Origin of the sequence: Paenibacillus sp. FSL L8-0436, from assembly GCF_038593025.1 — a bacterium.
GTDB lineage: Bacteria > Bacillota > Bacilli > Paenibacillales > Paenibacillaceae > Paenibacillus_AQ.
On record NZ_CP151955.1, the window covers coordinates 984,195 to 1,001,011 of the forward strand.

Sequence of the window (16,817 nt, forward strand, 5' to 3'; positions counted from 1 at the left end):
CAAAGGAGGGTACGGCTATGCAATCTCCTCAACCCGTTCACAGAGAAGCGAATCACTATAGAGTTCAGAAGGCCAGAGGTAAGGCAGTTGATATTTTGTATGCATTGTTCCGGTACGCGCTTGTCATCGGGATTTCATTTATTATTATTTACCCGTTGCTTATGAAATTCTCGATCGCCTTCAAGGATAAAGCAGATATTTATAATCCGACGATTTATATGATACCGGTCCACTTTACGCTGGATAACATCAAGATGGCGATGCAGATTCTGGATTATTTTCCGCTGCTGGGGAATACCTTGCTCTTCGTCGTAGTAACAACGCTGCTGACTACGGCTTCCTGCGCCTTGGCGGGTTATGGCTTTGCCCGGTTCAACTTTCCGGGAAGCAACATCCTGTTCGCGCTCGTCATTCTAACCTTGCTTGTACCTACCAGCACACTGATGGTGCCTATGTACCTGCATTTCCGAAGCTTTGATATTCTGGGGATTATTCATCTGATCACAGGCAAAGAAGGCATCAACCTGCTCAATACGTATTGGCCTTCCATTATTACATCAGCGACAGCGATTGGATTAAAAGCAGGCTTGTTCATCTATATTTTTCGCCAATTCTTCAAAGGGATGCCGAAAGAAATTGAAGAAGCCGCTTTGATTGACGGCGCGGGAGGCGTTAAAACATTCCTGCGGATCATGCTGCCTAATGCAGTCTCCCCGATGATCACAGTCATTTTGTTCTGCTTTGTCTGGCAGTATAACGATACCTTCTTTACCTCGCTCTTCATGAGTGAAGTGGCGCTTATGCCTACGAAGGTCAGTTCGCTGGCGGCTCAGGCCAATGCCTTGCTTCCGGGCTTACTTGGGATAGGTGCAGGCGGGTCTAGTATTAAGGCGGATCCAAACCATGTGGCCATGATTATTGATACCGGCATCTTGCTGGCCATTATCCCGCTGATCTTGCTGTATATGGTGGTGCAGCGTTATTTCGTAGAGAGCGTTGAGCGCAGCGGTATTATTGGTTAACAGAATACATTGCTTAATGGAGAAATGAAATGCTGGAGACCCGCGTAATGTGCCTCCAGCATTTTTTATTAGGAAGGGAGCCGGATAATGAAGCCTAAACGTTTGTTCGTCATGATTTGTATGTTGCTGCTGGCCGTGACGGCGACGCTACGGGTGAGGAAACTTCATGGGGGAACCCGAGTACAACCCAGGCATTTATTGACCAAATTGCTGCTGAAGGCTACAAAAGCATCCGCATCCCCATTACCTGGAAGCACCGGATGGGCGACGCTCCTGATTATGTGATCCAGAAAGAGTTTATGGCACGGATTCAAGAAGTCGTCGACTGGTCGCTGGCTGCGGATCTTCATGTCATCATTAACCTTCATCACGATACAAGCTGGGTCCTGAATATGGAGACGGAGCATGATGAAGTGGTTGCCAGATTCAATGCGGCCTGGACGCAGATTGCGGGGCATTTCAAGGATTATCCGGACACGCTGATGTTTGAGAGCCTGAATGAACCGCGCTTTTCCGAGGATTGGAGCAAGGACACCCCTGAATATTTTGCGATGCTGGATGAACTGAATGTTTCTTTTCATGCTATCGTTCGTCATTCCGGCGGGAATAACAATAAGCGTCCGCTCGTACTTTCTACTCTTACGGCTGCTCCAACCCAGGCCAGACTGGATGAGTTAGCCAAAACCATTACGAAATTAAACGACGATAGGCTGATTGCAACGTTCCACTACTATGGATATTATGCGTTCAGTGTGAACCTTGGAGGTTCGACCACGTTCGATAACACGGCCAGGGAGGATCTGATTCAGGCGTTCGACCGGGCTTACGACACCTTCACCGCCAAAGGGATTCCTGTTATCATGGGGGAATTTGGCCTGCTTGGGTTCGATAAATCGCTGGATACTGTTCAGCATGGCGAAATTTTGAAGTTTTTTGAATACATCACCTACTATGCCCGGGAAAAAAAGATGCCGCTGATGCTGTGGGATAACGGCCAGCATTTCGATAGGCGCACCCTCAAATGGGTGGATGAGGAGCTTCATCAGGTGATGAAGCAGGGCTGGAAGGGCCGCTCCTCCAATGCGGAAACGGATTCGGTCTATATTCTTAAAGATTCGGAAATTAAGGATGTGGTCATTCCCCTGAATTTGAACGGGAATACCTTCACCGCTCTGCTCAATCAGGAAAATGCGTTAGTGAAGGGAACGGATTATGAGCTTGACGGAGAAAACTTAATCCTCAAATCTGCATTGCTGCAAAAGCTTGTCACGAAGAAGTATGGAATGAATGCGACCTTAACCGCTACGTTCAGTGCGGGTGCCGACTGGAAAATAAATATTATTTATTATGACACGCCCAGCCTGATTAGTGCGCAAGCCCCGGAGGGGATATTCACGATCCCGACCTGGTTCAACGGGGACAGCCTGGCGACACTGGAAGCCGTCTATACGGCTGGCGGCAATGCCGGTCCCAATGATTGGACTCCCTTCAAGGAGTACAAACGTACCTTCTATCCGGACTATACCACTGGAGAGATCAAGTTCACGGACGAATTCTGGAAGGAAGTGAAGGATGGAGAAGTGCGGCTGAAGCTGCATTTCTGGAGCGGCGCAGTGATCCCGTATACGATTACAAAAGCAAGCGGGAAGATCGTAGGGGTATCCGCAGAGGAAGCGAAGAAGAGAGAGGCAGTAGAACAACAAGCAGTGGAACAAGCAGCCGAAACACCGGCAGATACACAGGCAGACTCTGGCGATTCAGCAGCAACAGCCGTTTCAGCACAGCCCTCCGGCGATGACTCCTCATCAGATGAAGGAAATCATATCCTGAGCATCCCGGTAGCGGTAGCCTCACTCCTGGTCTTGGCAGGTGCGGGGGTGTACTGGTGGAGAGCAAAGAGGGGATAATATCGCGAATGGAATGTCATTTGAATACAGCACAAACAAGTCTTCTTGCCAGGTTTTACTCTGGCAGGTTAGAATACGATTATCCTGCAGAACCAGTATAAATAAACGATACGACAAGCAGCAGGCCTCTCTTTGGAAGCTTGCTGTTTGTTGTATCGGCAAATTCTTCGGGGGAATTTGAAGGGTGGTCCGAAATGGCGAATACCATAACAAGATCAGACGCAGAGACGGATCAGGAGATTAGGTGTTCAAACGGCTTGTTTTCCGTAGTGATATCCGTACTTACACTGAGTGGATCGCGGATTGCAAGAACATCGGATGAGAAGGATTTCATTATATGGCTGGCCGAGCATGATCAATCTGTACTGGGAAGTGGTACCTGCGGTTTTACGATCTCGGAAATGCCATGGTCAAGAGACCGGATGCAACTGGAGAAGAGCTTTTTAGACACAACCATTGAGGGGGCCATCCGCTGCTTGGGATGGGGCATGCTCGATTATACGCCCAATGTAACCATGCTCGAACCCGCACTTAATCAGTTTAGGACGCTTGTAAACGAATTGCAGGAGACGGAAATCGATTTTGCTGTTGGCCAGTTGTGGCGGGAGGAGCAAGAAGCGGAACGGACCCTTCCGGGTGAATATCCTGTATGTGGTCAACATCATGTTCTTTTATGCTGGCATGGGTGTGTTGTTTGTCATGAGAACGCCGGAATACTTCCTGCCGATTCTGATTCAAATGGCCGGTAGCAGGGCTATGGTATAGAGAGAGTTGTTCAATTACATAGGGAGGCACACACATGCTGAAATCATTACAAGCGATTGAATCGTACCGTGAAGGGGAAGAGTTGGCCGCAGAGGTGTTTCCCTGGCTGAAATATATTGTTCAGGCTGAGCAAACCATTGTCAATCTGGAGCGGGTGGAATCGCTGCGCGAACTGGATGAACAGAATCCTGTGCTGGATTATGTGGAGCGGAGCTTACGCCTGCTGGACAGCCTGCCTTTATCCTACTGGATCAAGGAACTGGCAGAGGAGACACTGGTCTGGTCGGAGACGGCAAAAGGCGGAACTTCCCGCCAGCGCCGGATGTGGCAGCTGGAGGGCATTAATTGTTTCGTACATAATATTGGCTCGGCACAGCTGTACTGGCGGTATGCCGGGGGAGATCCGGCAACAGAGCATAAACCGCAAGCGGGCCAGCTCACGGCGGCAGGGGTAGCAGATGCGGAGAAGATGATGATCGTACACCGGCTGATCGAGACTCACGGACTGATCGGGCAGCAGATTCGCGGTGAGGTTCCGCCATCCGCTAACCGTCCGCTGTCAGCCATGGTGGAGGAAGGGCTTCTGACGGCAGATGAGCTGGAACGGCTGCTGTTCGCGCTGAACCATTGCATCATTTCCGCCGTTTCCCCTGAGCTGTGGCAGGAGGTGCGCGCGGAGGTTATGGAGCTGATTGCGGCAATCACATCAGGCGCTCGGGATGTCCCGCTGCCGATGAAGGAACGGCTGGAACGGATGCGATCGGGGCCGATTGCCAAAGGGGAGGATTTCGGCAGCGAATGGAGCAGGCTGGAGTCCGAAGGATTTCGGCCTTCCTTGCTGGAACCGCTGCAGCCCCTTACCTTCTGGTATGTGGAGTCGGCACTCCAGACCTTCTCGCTGGAGCAATTCCTGAAAGTGATAGCTTTGACAGCCTGCGGCGCCGAACTTTCCGGTCTGAATCATATCAGCTTTGAGGCTGTCATGAATTCGCTCCATTATGACTACAAAGGTGTGAAGAAGATCAATGTGTACAAGAAGCGGATTATCGAGAAGTATTTGTCGGAATTAACCTGGCAGGATATCACGAGCGGAACCATGTCTTCCGGTAATCCGCATCTTGCCCACCGGCTCCGTAGGCAGGCTCACTTGCCGGATACGGTGTTCTTTGATTTTGAATTCTCACCTGCGGCGGAGAAGCTGATCGAATTCTGTATGGAAGCCGAGAAGTCGGCCTTGTATGAACGGGCGGTGCTGCTGCTGTTCGATCTGTTTGATCTGCGCCGCGATGCCTTTGACCGGTTCCATAACGAGGACAGCTATTTGAGCCAGATGAATGATACGGGTGATTATAAAGCAGTGATTCTGGAGTATGTCACCGGCAGCAAGGTGCTGGATATCGGACCCGGCGGAGGTGTGCTGCTGGATTTGATTGAAGAGCGTATGCCGGATGTCACTCCGGTCGGCATTGATATTTCCAGCAATGTGATTGAAGCGCTGCGGCAGCGCAAGCAGCGGGAAGGGCACCGCTGGGAGGTACTGCAGGGCGATGCGCTGAACCTGAAGGATTTCGTGGACACGGGCAGCGTAGACACCGTCATTTTCTCATCAATACTGCATGAGCTGTATTCGTATGTGCCGCTGGATGGCGTCAAATTCAATCACGGGACAGTGGCCGCAGCTCTGCGCAGCGCCTTTGATGTGCTGTCGGCCGGCGGTGTGATCATCATCCGCGACGGGATTATGAGCGAGCCGGAGAGTGATCAGCGCCGCGTACGGTTTCTGGAGGAAGACGGGATGGCCTGGCTTGCACGTTACGCCAAGGATTTTGCCGGACGCAACATTCAGTATTCGGTGACCGGTGAACAAGAGGTGCTGATGCCTGTAAATGATGCCATGGAATTTCTGTATACCTACACTTGGGGAGAAGAAGCGTATATCCATGAGGTCCAGGAACAGTTTGGCTATTTCACTCCCAGCCAGTATGCCGATTTTATCAAGCGCAGTCTGGGCGAACGGGCGAAGGTTGAAGTGTTCCGGCACTATTTGCAGGATGGTTATACGGAGGCGCTGCAGGGCAGGGTGGTCGTTATGGACGAAAGCGGTCAAGAGGTGGCGTTGCCGGACAGTACCTGCTTTATTGTGATCCGGAAAGCATAAGTGCATTGATCTCAGGAAGGCTGAAGCAACGTGTGCAGCGTGTAGGAATGATGCGGAACGAATTGCCTCGCAGTGATGATCTAACTTTACAGATGATGTATTCAGATAGTATTATAATCAGCGTATTGTTGTGATGATCATGACCGGTGAAGGAGACTGTGTATATGGGCAAGCAGAACCAAGCGCAAATTGCATACGACAGCATTCTTCGGGATATCAAAGAGAACCAGCTAACCCAAGGCCAGCCCATTATAGAAGAAGAATACGCCAAGAAGCTGGATATGAGCCGGACTCCGGTAAGAGAAGCGATCAGACTGTTGTCCGTAGAAGGATTTGTGACCGTGTACCCTCGAAAAGGTGCGTATGTCAGTGTACTGACAGCAGAAGATGTGAAGGAATGTTACGAAATGATGGAAGCCGTTGAGGGGATGATCGCTTATCTGGCTGCACAACAGCCTTCTACTGAGCATGTTAACCAGCTTACGGAACTGATCGGCAGAATGAATGAGCAAAAAAGTCTGTCTAACTTCCATCAGTGGAAGGAATATGACATCGAATTTCACCGGACCCTGCACCGCATGTGCCCTAATAAGCTGCTCATTTATCATGTGGAAAAGCTGTTCCACAAAACCTACCAAATTCAGACCCGGTTTGTGGCCGGAGTCAATTTGGAGAAGGCGACAGAGGAGCATCAATTCATACTCGATGCAATCATCGCTAAAGATTCCGAGAAAGCCAGGCATTATACACAGCAGAATTGGAACAGAGCCAGAAATGAACTGGTGAACTACGGATACAACGATAAGCTGTAGGTATCCTGAAAGGTTCATTTTGCAGCTTACAACACATTGGTATCGTATGGACAAGCCATTTGTTGCGCCCTCGATGGGCGTAAACAAGTGGTTTTTTTGTTGTGTGTCATGTTATATTACACTTAATCCGATAAAAATATCTTTTCATCCCCATGATGTAACTTTTGTTGACAAGAACCATCCTTGTACGTATTATTGTATACAATAACAAAAACAATTTGTTCACAAAAGATCAAGGGGGATTACCATGACGATTGATATCAGCCGCTTGCCCATCATTGACGACCATTGTCATCCATTCATGCCGACCAGAGAGAAGAAGAGTTTCGATAATTGCTTCACCCTCTCATTGATCCCCCCCAAGAGCCGCGACACCCGAAACACTCTGTTATTCAAAATTGTCCGTAAAGAGATGATCCAGCTGCTTGGGCTTGACCCCCGCGTGACGGATGACGAACTGATCCTGCAGCGCAATCAGCGTTATCAAGCCAATCCCAAAGAATATGTAGACATGCTTTTCAAGGATGTAGGATTGGAATCACTGCTGGTGGACTACGGTTTCCCGGTTATGGGGTCGCGGTTGGCCCAGGATGAGCTTGACTGGTTCCATCAGACCTCGTCGTCCATTCCGACCCGCCGCATTCACCGGGTGGAAGCTACCTATCACCGGCTGTTCGAGGAGAAGGTACCGTTCGGGGAATTGGAAGAGACCTACATCCGGGAGCTGCGGGACGAGGTGGAGAATCAGGGGACTATTGCTTTTAAGACCGTAATTGCCTACCATACCGGACTGAAAATAAACAAGATCAGCAAGAGCCGGGCCGCAGCCAGCTACAGCCGGTTCCTGGAATCGCCGGACAATACTGAAGCCGAAAAAGATGTCCGTGACTATCTCGTATTGCTCGCGTTCGAGCTGTGCATGGAATATGACATTCCAATTCAGATGCATTCGGGAGCAGGCGATGCCCCGCTGCTGGATGTGAAGCTCGCAAGTCCGCTGCTGATGCACAGTATCGTCAGCGATCCGCACTATCAGGCTGTAAAGATTATTTTCATTCATACCGCATATCCGTTTGTTGAAGAAGCCGGTTACCTGGTCAATCAGTATCATAATGTGTATCTCGACTTGTCCTCCATGATTCCCTTCAGCAGCATAGGCGTGCAGCCGAAGCTGCGGCAAATCTTTGAAATGGCTCCTTTTACGAAAGTGATGTACGGCTCCGACGGTTTTACGATTCCCGAAGTCAGCTGGCTGGGTGGCCGGATGATCAAGAAAGAGCTGGGTAAAATGCTAACGGATCTGGTGACAGATGGAATTATTGATGAAGAATATGCTTATACTGCGGCTGGCCTGGTTCTCTCGGAAAATGCACGCAATCTGTATATCCGCAACTGGAGTGAAAGATCAAACGGTTAAACCAAGGGAATATACCATCATCTGAACGATAAGGGGATATGTGCGATGCGGAAACGGTTCTATGGAAAAGCTGCGGCAGGTATATTGACACTTCTGATTACGGCGACAGCCTGCAGTTCGGGCAAGGATGCTCCAGCGGCGGCAGCCACGGACAAGCCTTCCGGCGGCAAGCTGGTGGTCACCTCTTTCGGCGGAGCAATTGAAGAAACCCAGCGTGCCTACATCAAACAATTTGAAGAGGAGTACAATGCCGAGGTTGAAGTTGTAACGTTGTATTCGGCAGATGCGCTGGCCAAGATTCGTGCGGAGAAGAACAATCAAACCATTGATGTGGTGCTGTTCTCAGGCGGACAGGAGCAGATTGCAGCCAAAGAGGATCTGATTATGAAGCTCGACCCGGAGCAGATGGAGAACCTGGACCAGCTGTACCCGGAAGCGCGCAGTGCTGATGGCTATGGACCTACCTTCGGCTATGAAGCTCTTGGCATGATCTATAACCGTGATGCAATCCCAACTCCTCCAGTCTCGTGGAATGATCTGTGGAAGGAAGAATATAAAGGACAAGTCGGTTTGGTTGATATCTCCAACACCTACGGCAATCAGTTCCTGGTAGCCCTCGCCAAGATGAACGGCGGCGGAGAAGATAATATTCAGCCAGGACTCGATGCAATCAAGACTTTGCTGCCCAATGCCGCGGCAATTGTGAAATCCAGTCCCGAAGTCGGCAATTTGTTCGCCCAGGATGAGGCGGTTATAGCCCCGTTCGATTCCGGTTATGCCTATACGTTTGGCAAACAGGGGATTCCCATTAACTTTGCGATTCCCAAGGAGGGAGCCGTCGGCATCTATATTACTGCCCAAGTGGTGAAAGGCAGCCCTAACCCTGAGCTTGCCCGGAAATATATAGACTTCCTGCTGCGTCCGGAGATTCAGAAGCTGACTGCTGAGGGTGGCGGCTATTCCCCGACCAATAGCCAGACAGAGTTGTCCGATGATCTGAAAGGCATTCTTCCGAATGGCGAAGATACGTTTAACGGCCTGATTCATCTTGATTTGGCGCAGGTGAACAACAACAAGGCAGATTGGATGGAGAAGTGGAGCAAATTGATTTCACAGTAGCACTGCATCATTACTATTTGAAGGGAGCTGCAATGCCATGCTGAAACGCATTCCCCCTTACTGGATTCTGCTGGCTCCCGGGCTGATAATTTTCCTGCTGGTGTTTGTCCTCCCGCTTGCCCGGCTGCTGATGCTCAGCTTTTATCAAACGGACTCATCCGGAGCCATGAAAGCGGCGTTCGTCTGGCAGCAATACGGAAGATTCTTCACAGATCCGTTTTATCTGCAAATGCTCTGGCGTTCGGTGTATATCGGGGTTGCCGTAAGCTTCATCTGTCTGATTCTGGGATACTGCCTCGCGTATGGGGTATCCCGGGCTCAGCCCAAACACCGTTTCCTGCTGCTTATCTTAATTGCGCTCCCTCTGTTGACAAGCGCTGTGATCCGCAACTTCGGCTGGATTATTATTCTGGGCCGCAAAGGAATTCTGAATCAATTCCTGCTCGGAATAGGGTTGATCCAGGAGCCGCTTGAGCTACTGTATACTCCTGCGGGTGTGATTATTGCTTTGGTGCATGTCATGCTTCCTTATATGGTGCTCGTTCTTTACTCGGTGCTGGAAGGCATGGACCGCAATCTCGAAAGTGCGGCCGCCAATCTGGGTGCGTCAAAAACAAAGGTATTCTGGTTCGTCACCCTGCCGCTCTCCAAACAGGGGATTATTGCTGGAACATTGCTTGTTTTCTCAATTACATTAAGCTTTTTCGTCACTCCGTCCCTGATCGGGGGGGCCAAGGTGAAGCTGATGGCTACAGAAATCTACAACCAGACAATTAACCTGCTTAACTGGCCTTATGCTTCTGCTATGGGCGTCATTTTACTGCTGACCATGCTTGGGGTAACCAGTCTCTACAGACGGATGCTTAGCGGCAGGAAGCCGGGAGGAGTCGTTTGATATGAGAAGGAAATTTCCGCTCCTTACTATAGTAAATACTCTAATCTATCTATTTATTATGGCACCGCTGCTTGTCATTCTCATTTCATCATTTAATTCCGGTGAGTTTCTGGTATTTCCTCCCAAAGGCTTCTCCCTGCGATGGTATGAAGAGGTGCTGACAGGCGGGAGGTACACCGGACCCTTCCTGACCAGTATTAAGCTGGCTGTTTTGACTACGCTGTTTGCGCTGCCGCTTGGGACGATGATTGCCTACGCCATACAGCGGTTTGAATTTCGGCTGAAGAATGCGCTGCAGGGGCTGTTTCTGTCCCCTCTGGTTATTCCGACACTGCTGTTCGGCATCGGCCTGCTGATTTTCTTCAGCTATCTGGGCATACGGATGTTCTTCCTGAGACTGCTGCTCGCCCATATCATCTTAATTATTCCTTATGTCGTGCGGACCATGCTGGCCGGATTCTCGCGGATGGAACGGTCGGTGGAAGAGGCTTCAATCATTCTCGGCGCTTCGCCGCTGAAAACCTTCTTCCTGGTGACACTTCCGTTCGCCAGAACCTCGCTGCTCGCCAGTGCGTTCCTCAGTCTGGTGCTTTCCTTTGATGAACTGGTTATCGCCTTATTCCTTACGGGTCCAGGCATCAACACGCTGCCGATGACCATTTATTCAGACATTCAGTTCAATCTGTCACCTTCGCTGGCTGCGGTATCGTCCATTATTATTACAGGCACGATTCTGATCGGGCTGCTGGGGATCGGCATTATGCGGTGGGGCAAAAAAACATAGCGGGGAGGCACATCATGAGCCAACTGATCATCGAAAATCTCGTAAAAAATTACGGGCAAAAACCCGTAGTCAACAATCTGAATGTTACTGTAGAGAGCGGTGAGATGCTGTCGCTTCTCGGACCGAGCGGGTGCGGGAAAACGACAACCCTGCGCATGATTGCAGGCATGCATGATCCGACCTCGGGCTCTATCCGGCTGGACGGCAGGGAACTCACAAATATTGCTCCGCATAAAAGGAACATTGGGCTCGTCTTCCAGAATTATGCCCTTTTCCCTCACTTAAGCGTTTTTGAAAATGTAGCTTTTGGACTGAAACGTCACGGTGTGCCAAAATCGGAAATCAGGGAACGCGTGGAGGCGGCTCTGCATTCCGTGCGGCTGAACGATTATGCAGAACGGTTCCCCGCGCAAATGTCCGGCGGACAGCAGCAGCGGGTTGCGCTGGCCCGGACTCTTGTGCTTAAACCGCCGCTCGTATTGTTCGATGAGCCGCTCAGTAACCTAGATGCCAAGCTGCGTCAGGCGCTGGGAATTGAAATCCGCGTGCTGCAGCGGGAGTATGGTTTTACCGGGATCTTTGTTACTCATGACCAGGAGGAAGCGATGGTCATTTCTGACCGTATTGCCGTAATGAACGGTGGGAATATTGTGCAGACCGGAACGCCGCAGCAGATTTATATGCATCCTGCCGACCCGTTCGTGGCTGATTTTGTGGGAGAATCGAACTTGTTTCCGATCACCAATGTCATGGAATCAGAAGGCATGTGGCGTTTCGAACTGACGAAGGGAAACCCCGTTTCTGCGGAGAAAACCGGGAACGGGAGCGCTCCGACATATGTTATGGTCCGGCCGGAGGCTGTTTCTGTGCGGCGTCAAAGTCCGGAACCCCACCCGGTACCCGGGCATGGGCTGAATACGCTGACGGGTGAAGTGGCCTTTATCAACTACTCCGGTTCTTCCTATCTGATCGGAGTTGTAATCAAGTCTCTGGACCAGCAATTTATTATCCGGCTGCAGAACACGAGAAGAGAGCTAGATCTGCGGGTAGGCGAAGAAGCAGTGGTTGAGTGGCCGGTTCACGAAACGCTTACCTTCTGATATGTCAGGAAGGGAGCCGCATATCGCATGGTTCTGTAACCTTCAACGAGGCTCATTCATCTCACGGATACAGCTGCGACTGCCCGGCACCCTGTACTGCCCCCTTGCGGAACTCTGAAGGCGAACATTTCATCGCCTTGCGGAACACCTTAATGAAATAGCTGACGTTATCGAATCCGACATCCATGGCGATGTCGGATATTTTGCGGTCGCTTTGCTGCAGCAGATCTGCGGCCTGGCGGATCCGGTAGGAATTGATGTAATCCACCGGCGTCTTGCGGGTCATTGCCTTGAAGAAGCGGCAGAACTGTCCTTCGCTCATGGGTATAAGCTCGGACAAATCGCGGGTTCGTATCGGTTCCTGGTAATTGTCCTGGATGTAGAGGATGACCTTCTTCAGCCGGTTGATCTTGGTTGTATCCGCACCCTCCGACTGGGTATGGTTCACGGAGCGGCCCTCGATCGCGATCTGCGAGAGCATGATAAGCAAAGTCCCTTTCATAAAGGACTCAAATCCGGGCAATTTATTAGCATATGCCTCCATCAAACGTTCGAGATGGTGGAGCAATTCCTGCTGCCAGGCAATCTCCGGTGTAAGATGTCTGGGAAAGCTTTGGCGTTTCTCCTGCAGCGGCAGAATCACTGTATGCTGAATGGCATCATACTGGGCGCTGGCGAGCAGATCAGGGTGAAAGACAAGGGCACAGAACCTGCAAGGGCCTTCCTTCAGCACATAGGCGGCATGAATATCACCGGATTCGATGAATACGGCCTCACCGGCCCGGAGAGGGAAATAATCGGTATCGACCTGAAACAGAATCTCGCCTTCCAGCAGCATAAAGAACTCAGCCTCCTCATGCCAGTGCGTATCCAGGACATGGGTTCCGGCCGGAAGTTCGATCCAATAGGCGGCTAGCGGGAACATAACATCACCATGCACACGGTCTTCTTTAAGCAAACGTTGTGATGTGCGGTCCATAATTGGGCTCCTTTCGGTAAAAACATCATAATAGTGTTATAAATTAGCTATATTATATTAGTTTTGTATTTTTATTATCGTTATAATGCAACTATAAACACCAAATTGAAGGGTGGCAAGTCACACATGAAATTTACAGACGGCCTCTGGCTGGTTCGCGACGGAATCAACATCAACGGCGCAGTACAAAACTATGTAGTGGAAAAAACTTCTGAGGGTTTGACGGCAATTACTCAAACCACTCCAATTACAGGACGCGCAGCAACCCTTAACTCCACGCTGCTGACCGTAAAATTCCATTCTCCGCTTCCGGGTGTGGTAGGCGTGAAGATCATTCATAATGACGGCGTAATTGACCGCGGTCCCGCTTTCGAATTGACCAAGGGAACCGGCGACCACGTAGAAATTGAAGAAACTGATTCGGAAACCGTGCTGATCAGCGGCGGGCTGCGCGTAGTCATCCGCAAGGGCGAGCAATGGGCAGTGGATTTCTACCGCGGCGACGAGCGCATTACAGGCAGCGGTTACAAATCCATGGCTTACATCACAGATCAGGACGGCAACACCTTCATGCGTGAAGAACTTGATATCGGCGTAGGTGAATTCGTCTATGGTCTGGGTGAGCGCTTCACTGCTTTTGTCAAAAACGGACAGGTTGTTGATATCTGGAACAAAGACGGCGGTACAAGCTCCGAGCAGGCATACAAGAACATTCCGTTCTATGTAACAAGCAAAGGCTACGGCGTATTTGTGAACCAGCCTGAGCTGGTTTCGTATGAAATCGGTTCGGAAAAAGTGAAAAAGGCCCAATTCAGCGTAGCCGGCGAAAGCCTGGAATACTTCGTTATCGAGGGACCTACGATCAAAGAGGTCATCAGCAAATATACTTCCCTAACCGGCAAGCCAGCGCTTCCTCCGGCATGGACCTTCGGCCTGTGGCTGACGACTTCGTTCACTACCGATTATGATGAAGCAACCGTTAACTCCTTCGTAGAAGGCATGGCTGAGCGTGATCTTCCGCTGCATGTCTTCCACTTCGACTGCTTCTGGATGCGTGAATACCAATGGACCGATTTCCAGTGGGACTCCCGTGTATTCCCGGACCCGGTTGGCATGCTGAAACGCCTGAAGGAAAAAGGCCTGAAAATCTGCGTCTGGATCAACTCTTATATCGGACAACGTTCACCGCTGTTTGAAGAAGGCAAAAAGAACGGCTATCTGATCAAAAAAGCAAACGGCGATGTCTACCAGACTGACCTGTGGCAAGCAGGCATGGGGCTTGTGGACTTCACGAACCCTGCAGCTTGTGAGTGGTATGCCGGATACCTGCGCGACCTGGTGGATATGGGCGTAGACAGCTTCAAGACGGACTTCGGCGAACGGATTCCGACGGATGTTGTGTACTTCGACGGCTCCGACCCGCAGAAAATGCACAACTACTACACTCAGTTGTACAACAAGGTTGTCTTCGATGTATTGGAAGAGAAGCTTGGCAAAAATGAAGCGGCAGTATTCGCACGTTCGGCAACCGCCGGCGGGCAGCAGTTCCCGGTTCACTGGGGCGGCGACTGCTACGCAGATTATGAATCAATGGCAGAAAGCCTTCGCGGCGGCTTGTCCCTCGGTCTGTCCGGCTTCGGCTTCTGGAGTCATGATATCGGCGGCTTCGAGAATACGGCTCCGGCGCATGTCTTCAAACGCTGGCTGGCGTTTGGCCTCCTGTCCAGCCACAGCCGTCTGCACGGCAGCACCTCGTACCGTGTGCCTTGGGCTTACGACGATGAAGCAGTTGATGTTACCCGCTTCTTCACCAAGCTCAAATGCAGCTTGATGCCTTACCTGTATGATGTGGCCGGTCAGGCGCATGAAGAAGGCTGGGCTTCGATGCGGGCGATGGTGATGGAATTCCCGGAGGATCCGACCTGCGAAGTGCTGGATCGTCAATACATGCTGGGTGATTCCCTGTTGGTGGCTCCAATCTTCCAGGAGAACGGCGAAGTGAAATATTATCTGCCTGCTGGACGCTGGACACACCTGCTTAACGGTGAAACTGTGCAGGGCGGATCATGGCGCAAGGAAACACATGATTTCTTCAGTCTGCCGCTGTTCGTCCGTCAGAATTCGCTGCTTGCAACAGGCAGTGTAGATACCCGTCCGGACTATGATTTTGCCGATGGCGTGAAATTCGGATTGTACTCACTGGAAGACGGAGCGGCAACGACTGCAACCGTCCGTGATATCAAGGGCGCTCCTGAGCTGACCGTGAAGGCTGAACGCAAAGGCAATACTGTAACGGTAGCTGCTGAAGGCAGCGGCAAAGCATTCACGCTGGCAGTGAAGGATCTGGGCACTATCGCTTCCGTAGAAGGTGCAGACCAAGCGGATGCGACTACAGTGAAGGTAAACGCCGGAAGCAAATCCGTATCGTTCACCATTACACTGAAATAGGTTTATACAGCATATAATTTAAGCTCTCTGATGACAGGGGACCTCCGTCCCCGATTTCATCAGAGAGCTTTTTGGATGCTGAGGGTTACGTGATCAATGATGTGAAAGATAGGATAAATGCTGTGAAGATAGGTTGAATGCTGTGAACACACGGTAATTAATTTAAGAGGATCTAAGATATGCTTAAATAATGGAGGATTACATATGACAAGGATAATAGAAGACAATGGAGTGTACAGCCAGCCGGACTACTCTTCAGCTACAGCATTATCGAGCGCGGCCAACTATATCATGAACTCGCCGGAGCCGTTCACCCATACCTTCCGGACATACATCCGTTTGCGGGAAAATGGCAGCCTGACGCTTAAATTCTGGCACAGTAACAGCGTGGATTCGACTTGGGATCTGGGGCAGGAAGCAAACGGAAGCGAGCCGGGCGGGGAATGGAGCATTGAAGCGGCATACATCTCAGACGGAGGAAGTGTTCCGGATGGAACGGTAACCGCCGGTAGTTCGGTGCCGCTAACCTTTGCGGGCAGCCGCACGAAGCAGGTTGAAGCTGGAGAAACCTTCTGGAGCGATGAAGCAAGCCTGGAACTGCCGGAGGGACATTATTTGGCGTTCACCTGGACGATTAAGACATTATCCCCCGGCAAAACGCTGCCCTACAACGTGGAGGGAATTCTGGTCTCAGCCTATGACGGGCCGGGGAATCTGGCCGGGCAGGAATCGGCAGAGGCGTTTAGCTTGTCGGACAAGCTGCTGGTGCTGCCAAGCTATATCGGCTACAAGAAACAAGTAGCGAAGAAGCTGGTGTTCCTGGGCGATTCGATCACGCAGGGGGTACGGACAGAGAAGGATCAATACAGCTATTGGGCTGCGCGGATTGCTGCGGGGCTGGGAACGGATTACGGGCTGTGGAATATCGGCTCCGGCTGGGGACGGGCTTATGATGTAGCCGCAGATGGCCCGTGGATGAACAAAGCAAAGCAGGGGGATGAGGTGCTGATCGTGTTCGGGGTCAATGATCTTGATATCGGCCAGCGTTCGGCAGAAGAGCTGCTCAGGGATTTAAGCGATATTATCGCCAAGATCAAAGAGGCCAATGGAGGGGCAGAGATTATTCTGAGCACCGTGCCGCCGTTCAACTTTGCGGAAGAGCGGGAGCAAGCGTGGCGTAAGGTCAATATGGCGATCCTGACAAATCCGCCTGCAGGTGTCAGCCGCGTGTTTGACATCGCGTCCGTGCTGGCTATGCCGGCCCCGGCTGAGCACAGAATCAGAGCGGAGTACATGAGCGGCGAATATGACCCGCATCCGAACGGCACCGCCGGGAAGGCCGTTGCTGAAGCCTTTTTGGCATGGTATTGAAGCGGGGAGCGGAGTACTCGTTCAGCGTTGTCCGTAAACG

13 protein-coding genes are annotated in these 16,817 nt (G+C 51.1%); 12 read left to right on the forward strand and 1 reads right to left on the reverse strand.

The genetic code is table 11. The features are described 5' to 3' along the window. Positions 1–17: 17 nt before the first annotated feature. The 10 genes from NSS79_RS04600 (at position 18) to NSS79_RS04645 (ending at position 11,979) form a co-directional block, all read left to right on the forward strand. Positions 18–1,022: a carbohydrate ABC transporter permease gene (locus NSS79_RS04600; protein WP_342438444.1), complete on the forward strand. Its 1,005-nt coding sequence runs from the start codon at positions 18–20 to the stop codon at positions 1,020–1,022. Between the two features lie 116 nt (positions 1,023–1,138). Then, entirely contained in the window at positions 1,139–2,929 is a 1,791-nt protein-coding gene (locus NSS79_RS04605) for a cellulase family glycosylhydrolase (RefSeq protein WP_342438445.1), read from the forward strand. A 194-nt stretch (positions 2,930–3,123) separates the two neighbouring features. Further along, a complete protein-coding gene (locus NSS79_RS04610) occupies positions 3,124–3,678 on the forward strand; it encodes a hypothetical protein (RefSeq protein WP_342438446.1) in 555 nt (184 codons plus the stop codon). 50 nt (positions 3,679–3,728) lie between these two features. Beyond that, on the forward strand, positions 3,729–5,852 hold the full coding sequence (locus tag NSS79_RS04615; RefSeq protein ID WP_342438447.1) for a class I SAM-dependent methyltransferase: 2,124 nt from the start codon (positions 3,729–3,731) through the stop codon (positions 5,850–5,852). 164 nt (positions 5,853–6,016) lie between these two features. After that, positions 6,017–6,664, forward strand: coding sequence for a GntR family transcriptional regulator (locus NSS79_RS04620; protein WP_038586190.1), 648 nt, complete (start codon positions 6,017–6,019; stop codon positions 6,662–6,664). 247 nt (positions 6,665–6,911) lie between these two features. Further along, positions 6,912–8,081: an amidohydrolase family protein gene (locus tag NSS79_RS04625; RefSeq protein WP_342438448.1), complete on the forward strand. Its 1,170-nt coding sequence runs from the start codon at positions 6,912–6,914 to the stop codon at positions 8,079–8,081. 45 nt (positions 8,082–8,126) lie between these two features. Continuing rightward, positions 8,127–9,200, forward strand: a complete 1,074-nt coding sequence (locus tag NSS79_RS04630) for an ABC transporter substrate-binding protein (protein ID WP_342438449.1) — start codon at positions 8,127–8,129, stop codon at positions 9,198–9,200. 37 nt (positions 9,201–9,237) lie between these two features. Next, on the forward strand, positions 9,238–10,095 hold the full coding sequence (locus NSS79_RS04635; RefSeq protein ID WP_342438450.1) for an ABC transporter permease: 858 nt from the start codon (positions 9,238–9,240) through the stop codon (positions 10,093–10,095). Position 10,096: 1 nt separating this feature from the next. Then, a complete protein-coding gene (locus NSS79_RS04640) occupies positions 10,097–10,879 on the forward strand; it encodes an ABC transporter permease (protein WP_342438451.1) in 783 nt (260 codons plus the stop codon). Between the two features lie 14 nt (positions 10,880–10,893). Next, positions 10,894–11,979 (forward strand): ABC transporter ATP-binding protein, encoded by a 1,086-nt coding sequence (locus NSS79_RS04645; RefSeq protein WP_342438452.1) that lies wholly within the window; start codon positions 10,894–10,896, stop codon positions 11,977–11,979. Between the two features lie 61 nt (positions 11,980–12,040). Here NSS79_RS04645 and NSS79_RS04650 read toward each other — a convergent pair whose 3' ends face one another. After that, a complete protein-coding gene (locus NSS79_RS04650) occupies positions 12,041–12,958 on the reverse strand; it encodes an AraC family transcriptional regulator (protein ID WP_342438453.1) in 918 nt (305 codons plus the stop codon). A gap of 126 nt (positions 12,959–13,084) precedes the next feature. On the opposite strand from NSS79_RS04650, the gene yicI reads away from it, so the two are divergent. Further along, positions 13,085–15,406 (forward strand): alpha-xylosidase, encoded by a 2,322-nt coding sequence (gene yicI, locus NSS79_RS04655; RefSeq protein ID WP_342438454.1) that lies wholly within the window; start codon positions 13,085–13,087, stop codon positions 15,404–15,406. A 204-nt stretch (positions 15,407–15,610) separates the two neighbouring features. Then, positions 15,611–16,777 carry an SGNH/GDSL hydrolase family protein gene (locus NSS79_RS04660; protein ID WP_342438455.1) on the forward strand — a complete coding sequence of 389 codons (1,167 nt, stop codon included), beginning with the start codon at positions 15,611–15,613 and terminating at the stop codon, positions 16,775–16,777. Positions 16,778–16,817: the final 40 nt, after the last annotated feature.

Bases quoted from the DNA above. Each gene is read 5' to 3' on its own strand.
- NSS79_RS04600 (WP_342438444.1), top strand. From the start codon at position 18: ATGCAATCTCCTCAACCCGTTCACAGAGAAGCGAATCACTATAGAGTT.
- yicI (WP_342438454.1), top strand. From the start codon at position 13,085: ATGAAATTTACAGACGGCCTCTGGCTGGTTCGCGACGGAATCAACATC.
- NSS79_RS04610 (WP_342438446.1), top strand. From the start codon at position 3,124: ATGGCGAATACCATAACAAGATCAGACGCAGAGACGGATCAGGAGATT.
- NSS79_RS04630 (WP_342438449.1), top strand. From the start codon at position 8,127: ATGCGGAAACGGTTCTATGGAAAAGCTGCGGCAGGTATATTGACACTT.
- NSS79_RS04635 (WP_342438450.1), top strand. From the start codon at position 9,238: ATGCTGAAACGCATTCCCCCTTACTGGATTCTGCTGGCTCCCGGGCTG.
- NSS79_RS04650 (WP_342438453.1), bottom strand. From the start codon at position 12,958: ATGGACCGCACATCACAACGTTTGCTTAAAGAAGACCGTGTGCATGGT.
- NSS79_RS04620 (WP_038586190.1), top strand. From the start codon at position 6,017: ATGGGCAAGCAGAACCAAGCGCAAATTGCATACGACAGCATTCTTCGG.
- NSS79_RS04615 (WP_342438447.1), top strand. From the start codon at position 3,729: ATGCTGAAATCATTACAAGCGATTGAATCGTACCGTGAAGGGGAAGAG.
- NSS79_RS04645 (WP_342438452.1), top strand. From the start codon at position 10,894: ATGAGCCAACTGATCATCGAAAATCTCGTAAAAAATTACGGGCAAAAA.
- NSS79_RS04640 (WP_342438451.1), top strand. From the start codon at position 10,097: ATGAGAAGGAAATTTCCGCTCCTTACTATAGTAAATACTCTAATCTAT.
- NSS79_RS04625 (WP_342438448.1), top strand. From the start codon at position 6,912: ATGACGATTGATATCAGCCGCTTGCCCATCATTGACGACCATTGTCAT.
- NSS79_RS04660 (WP_342438455.1), top strand. From the start codon at position 15,611: ATGACAAGGATAATAGAAGACAATGGAGTGTACAGCCAGCCGGACTAC.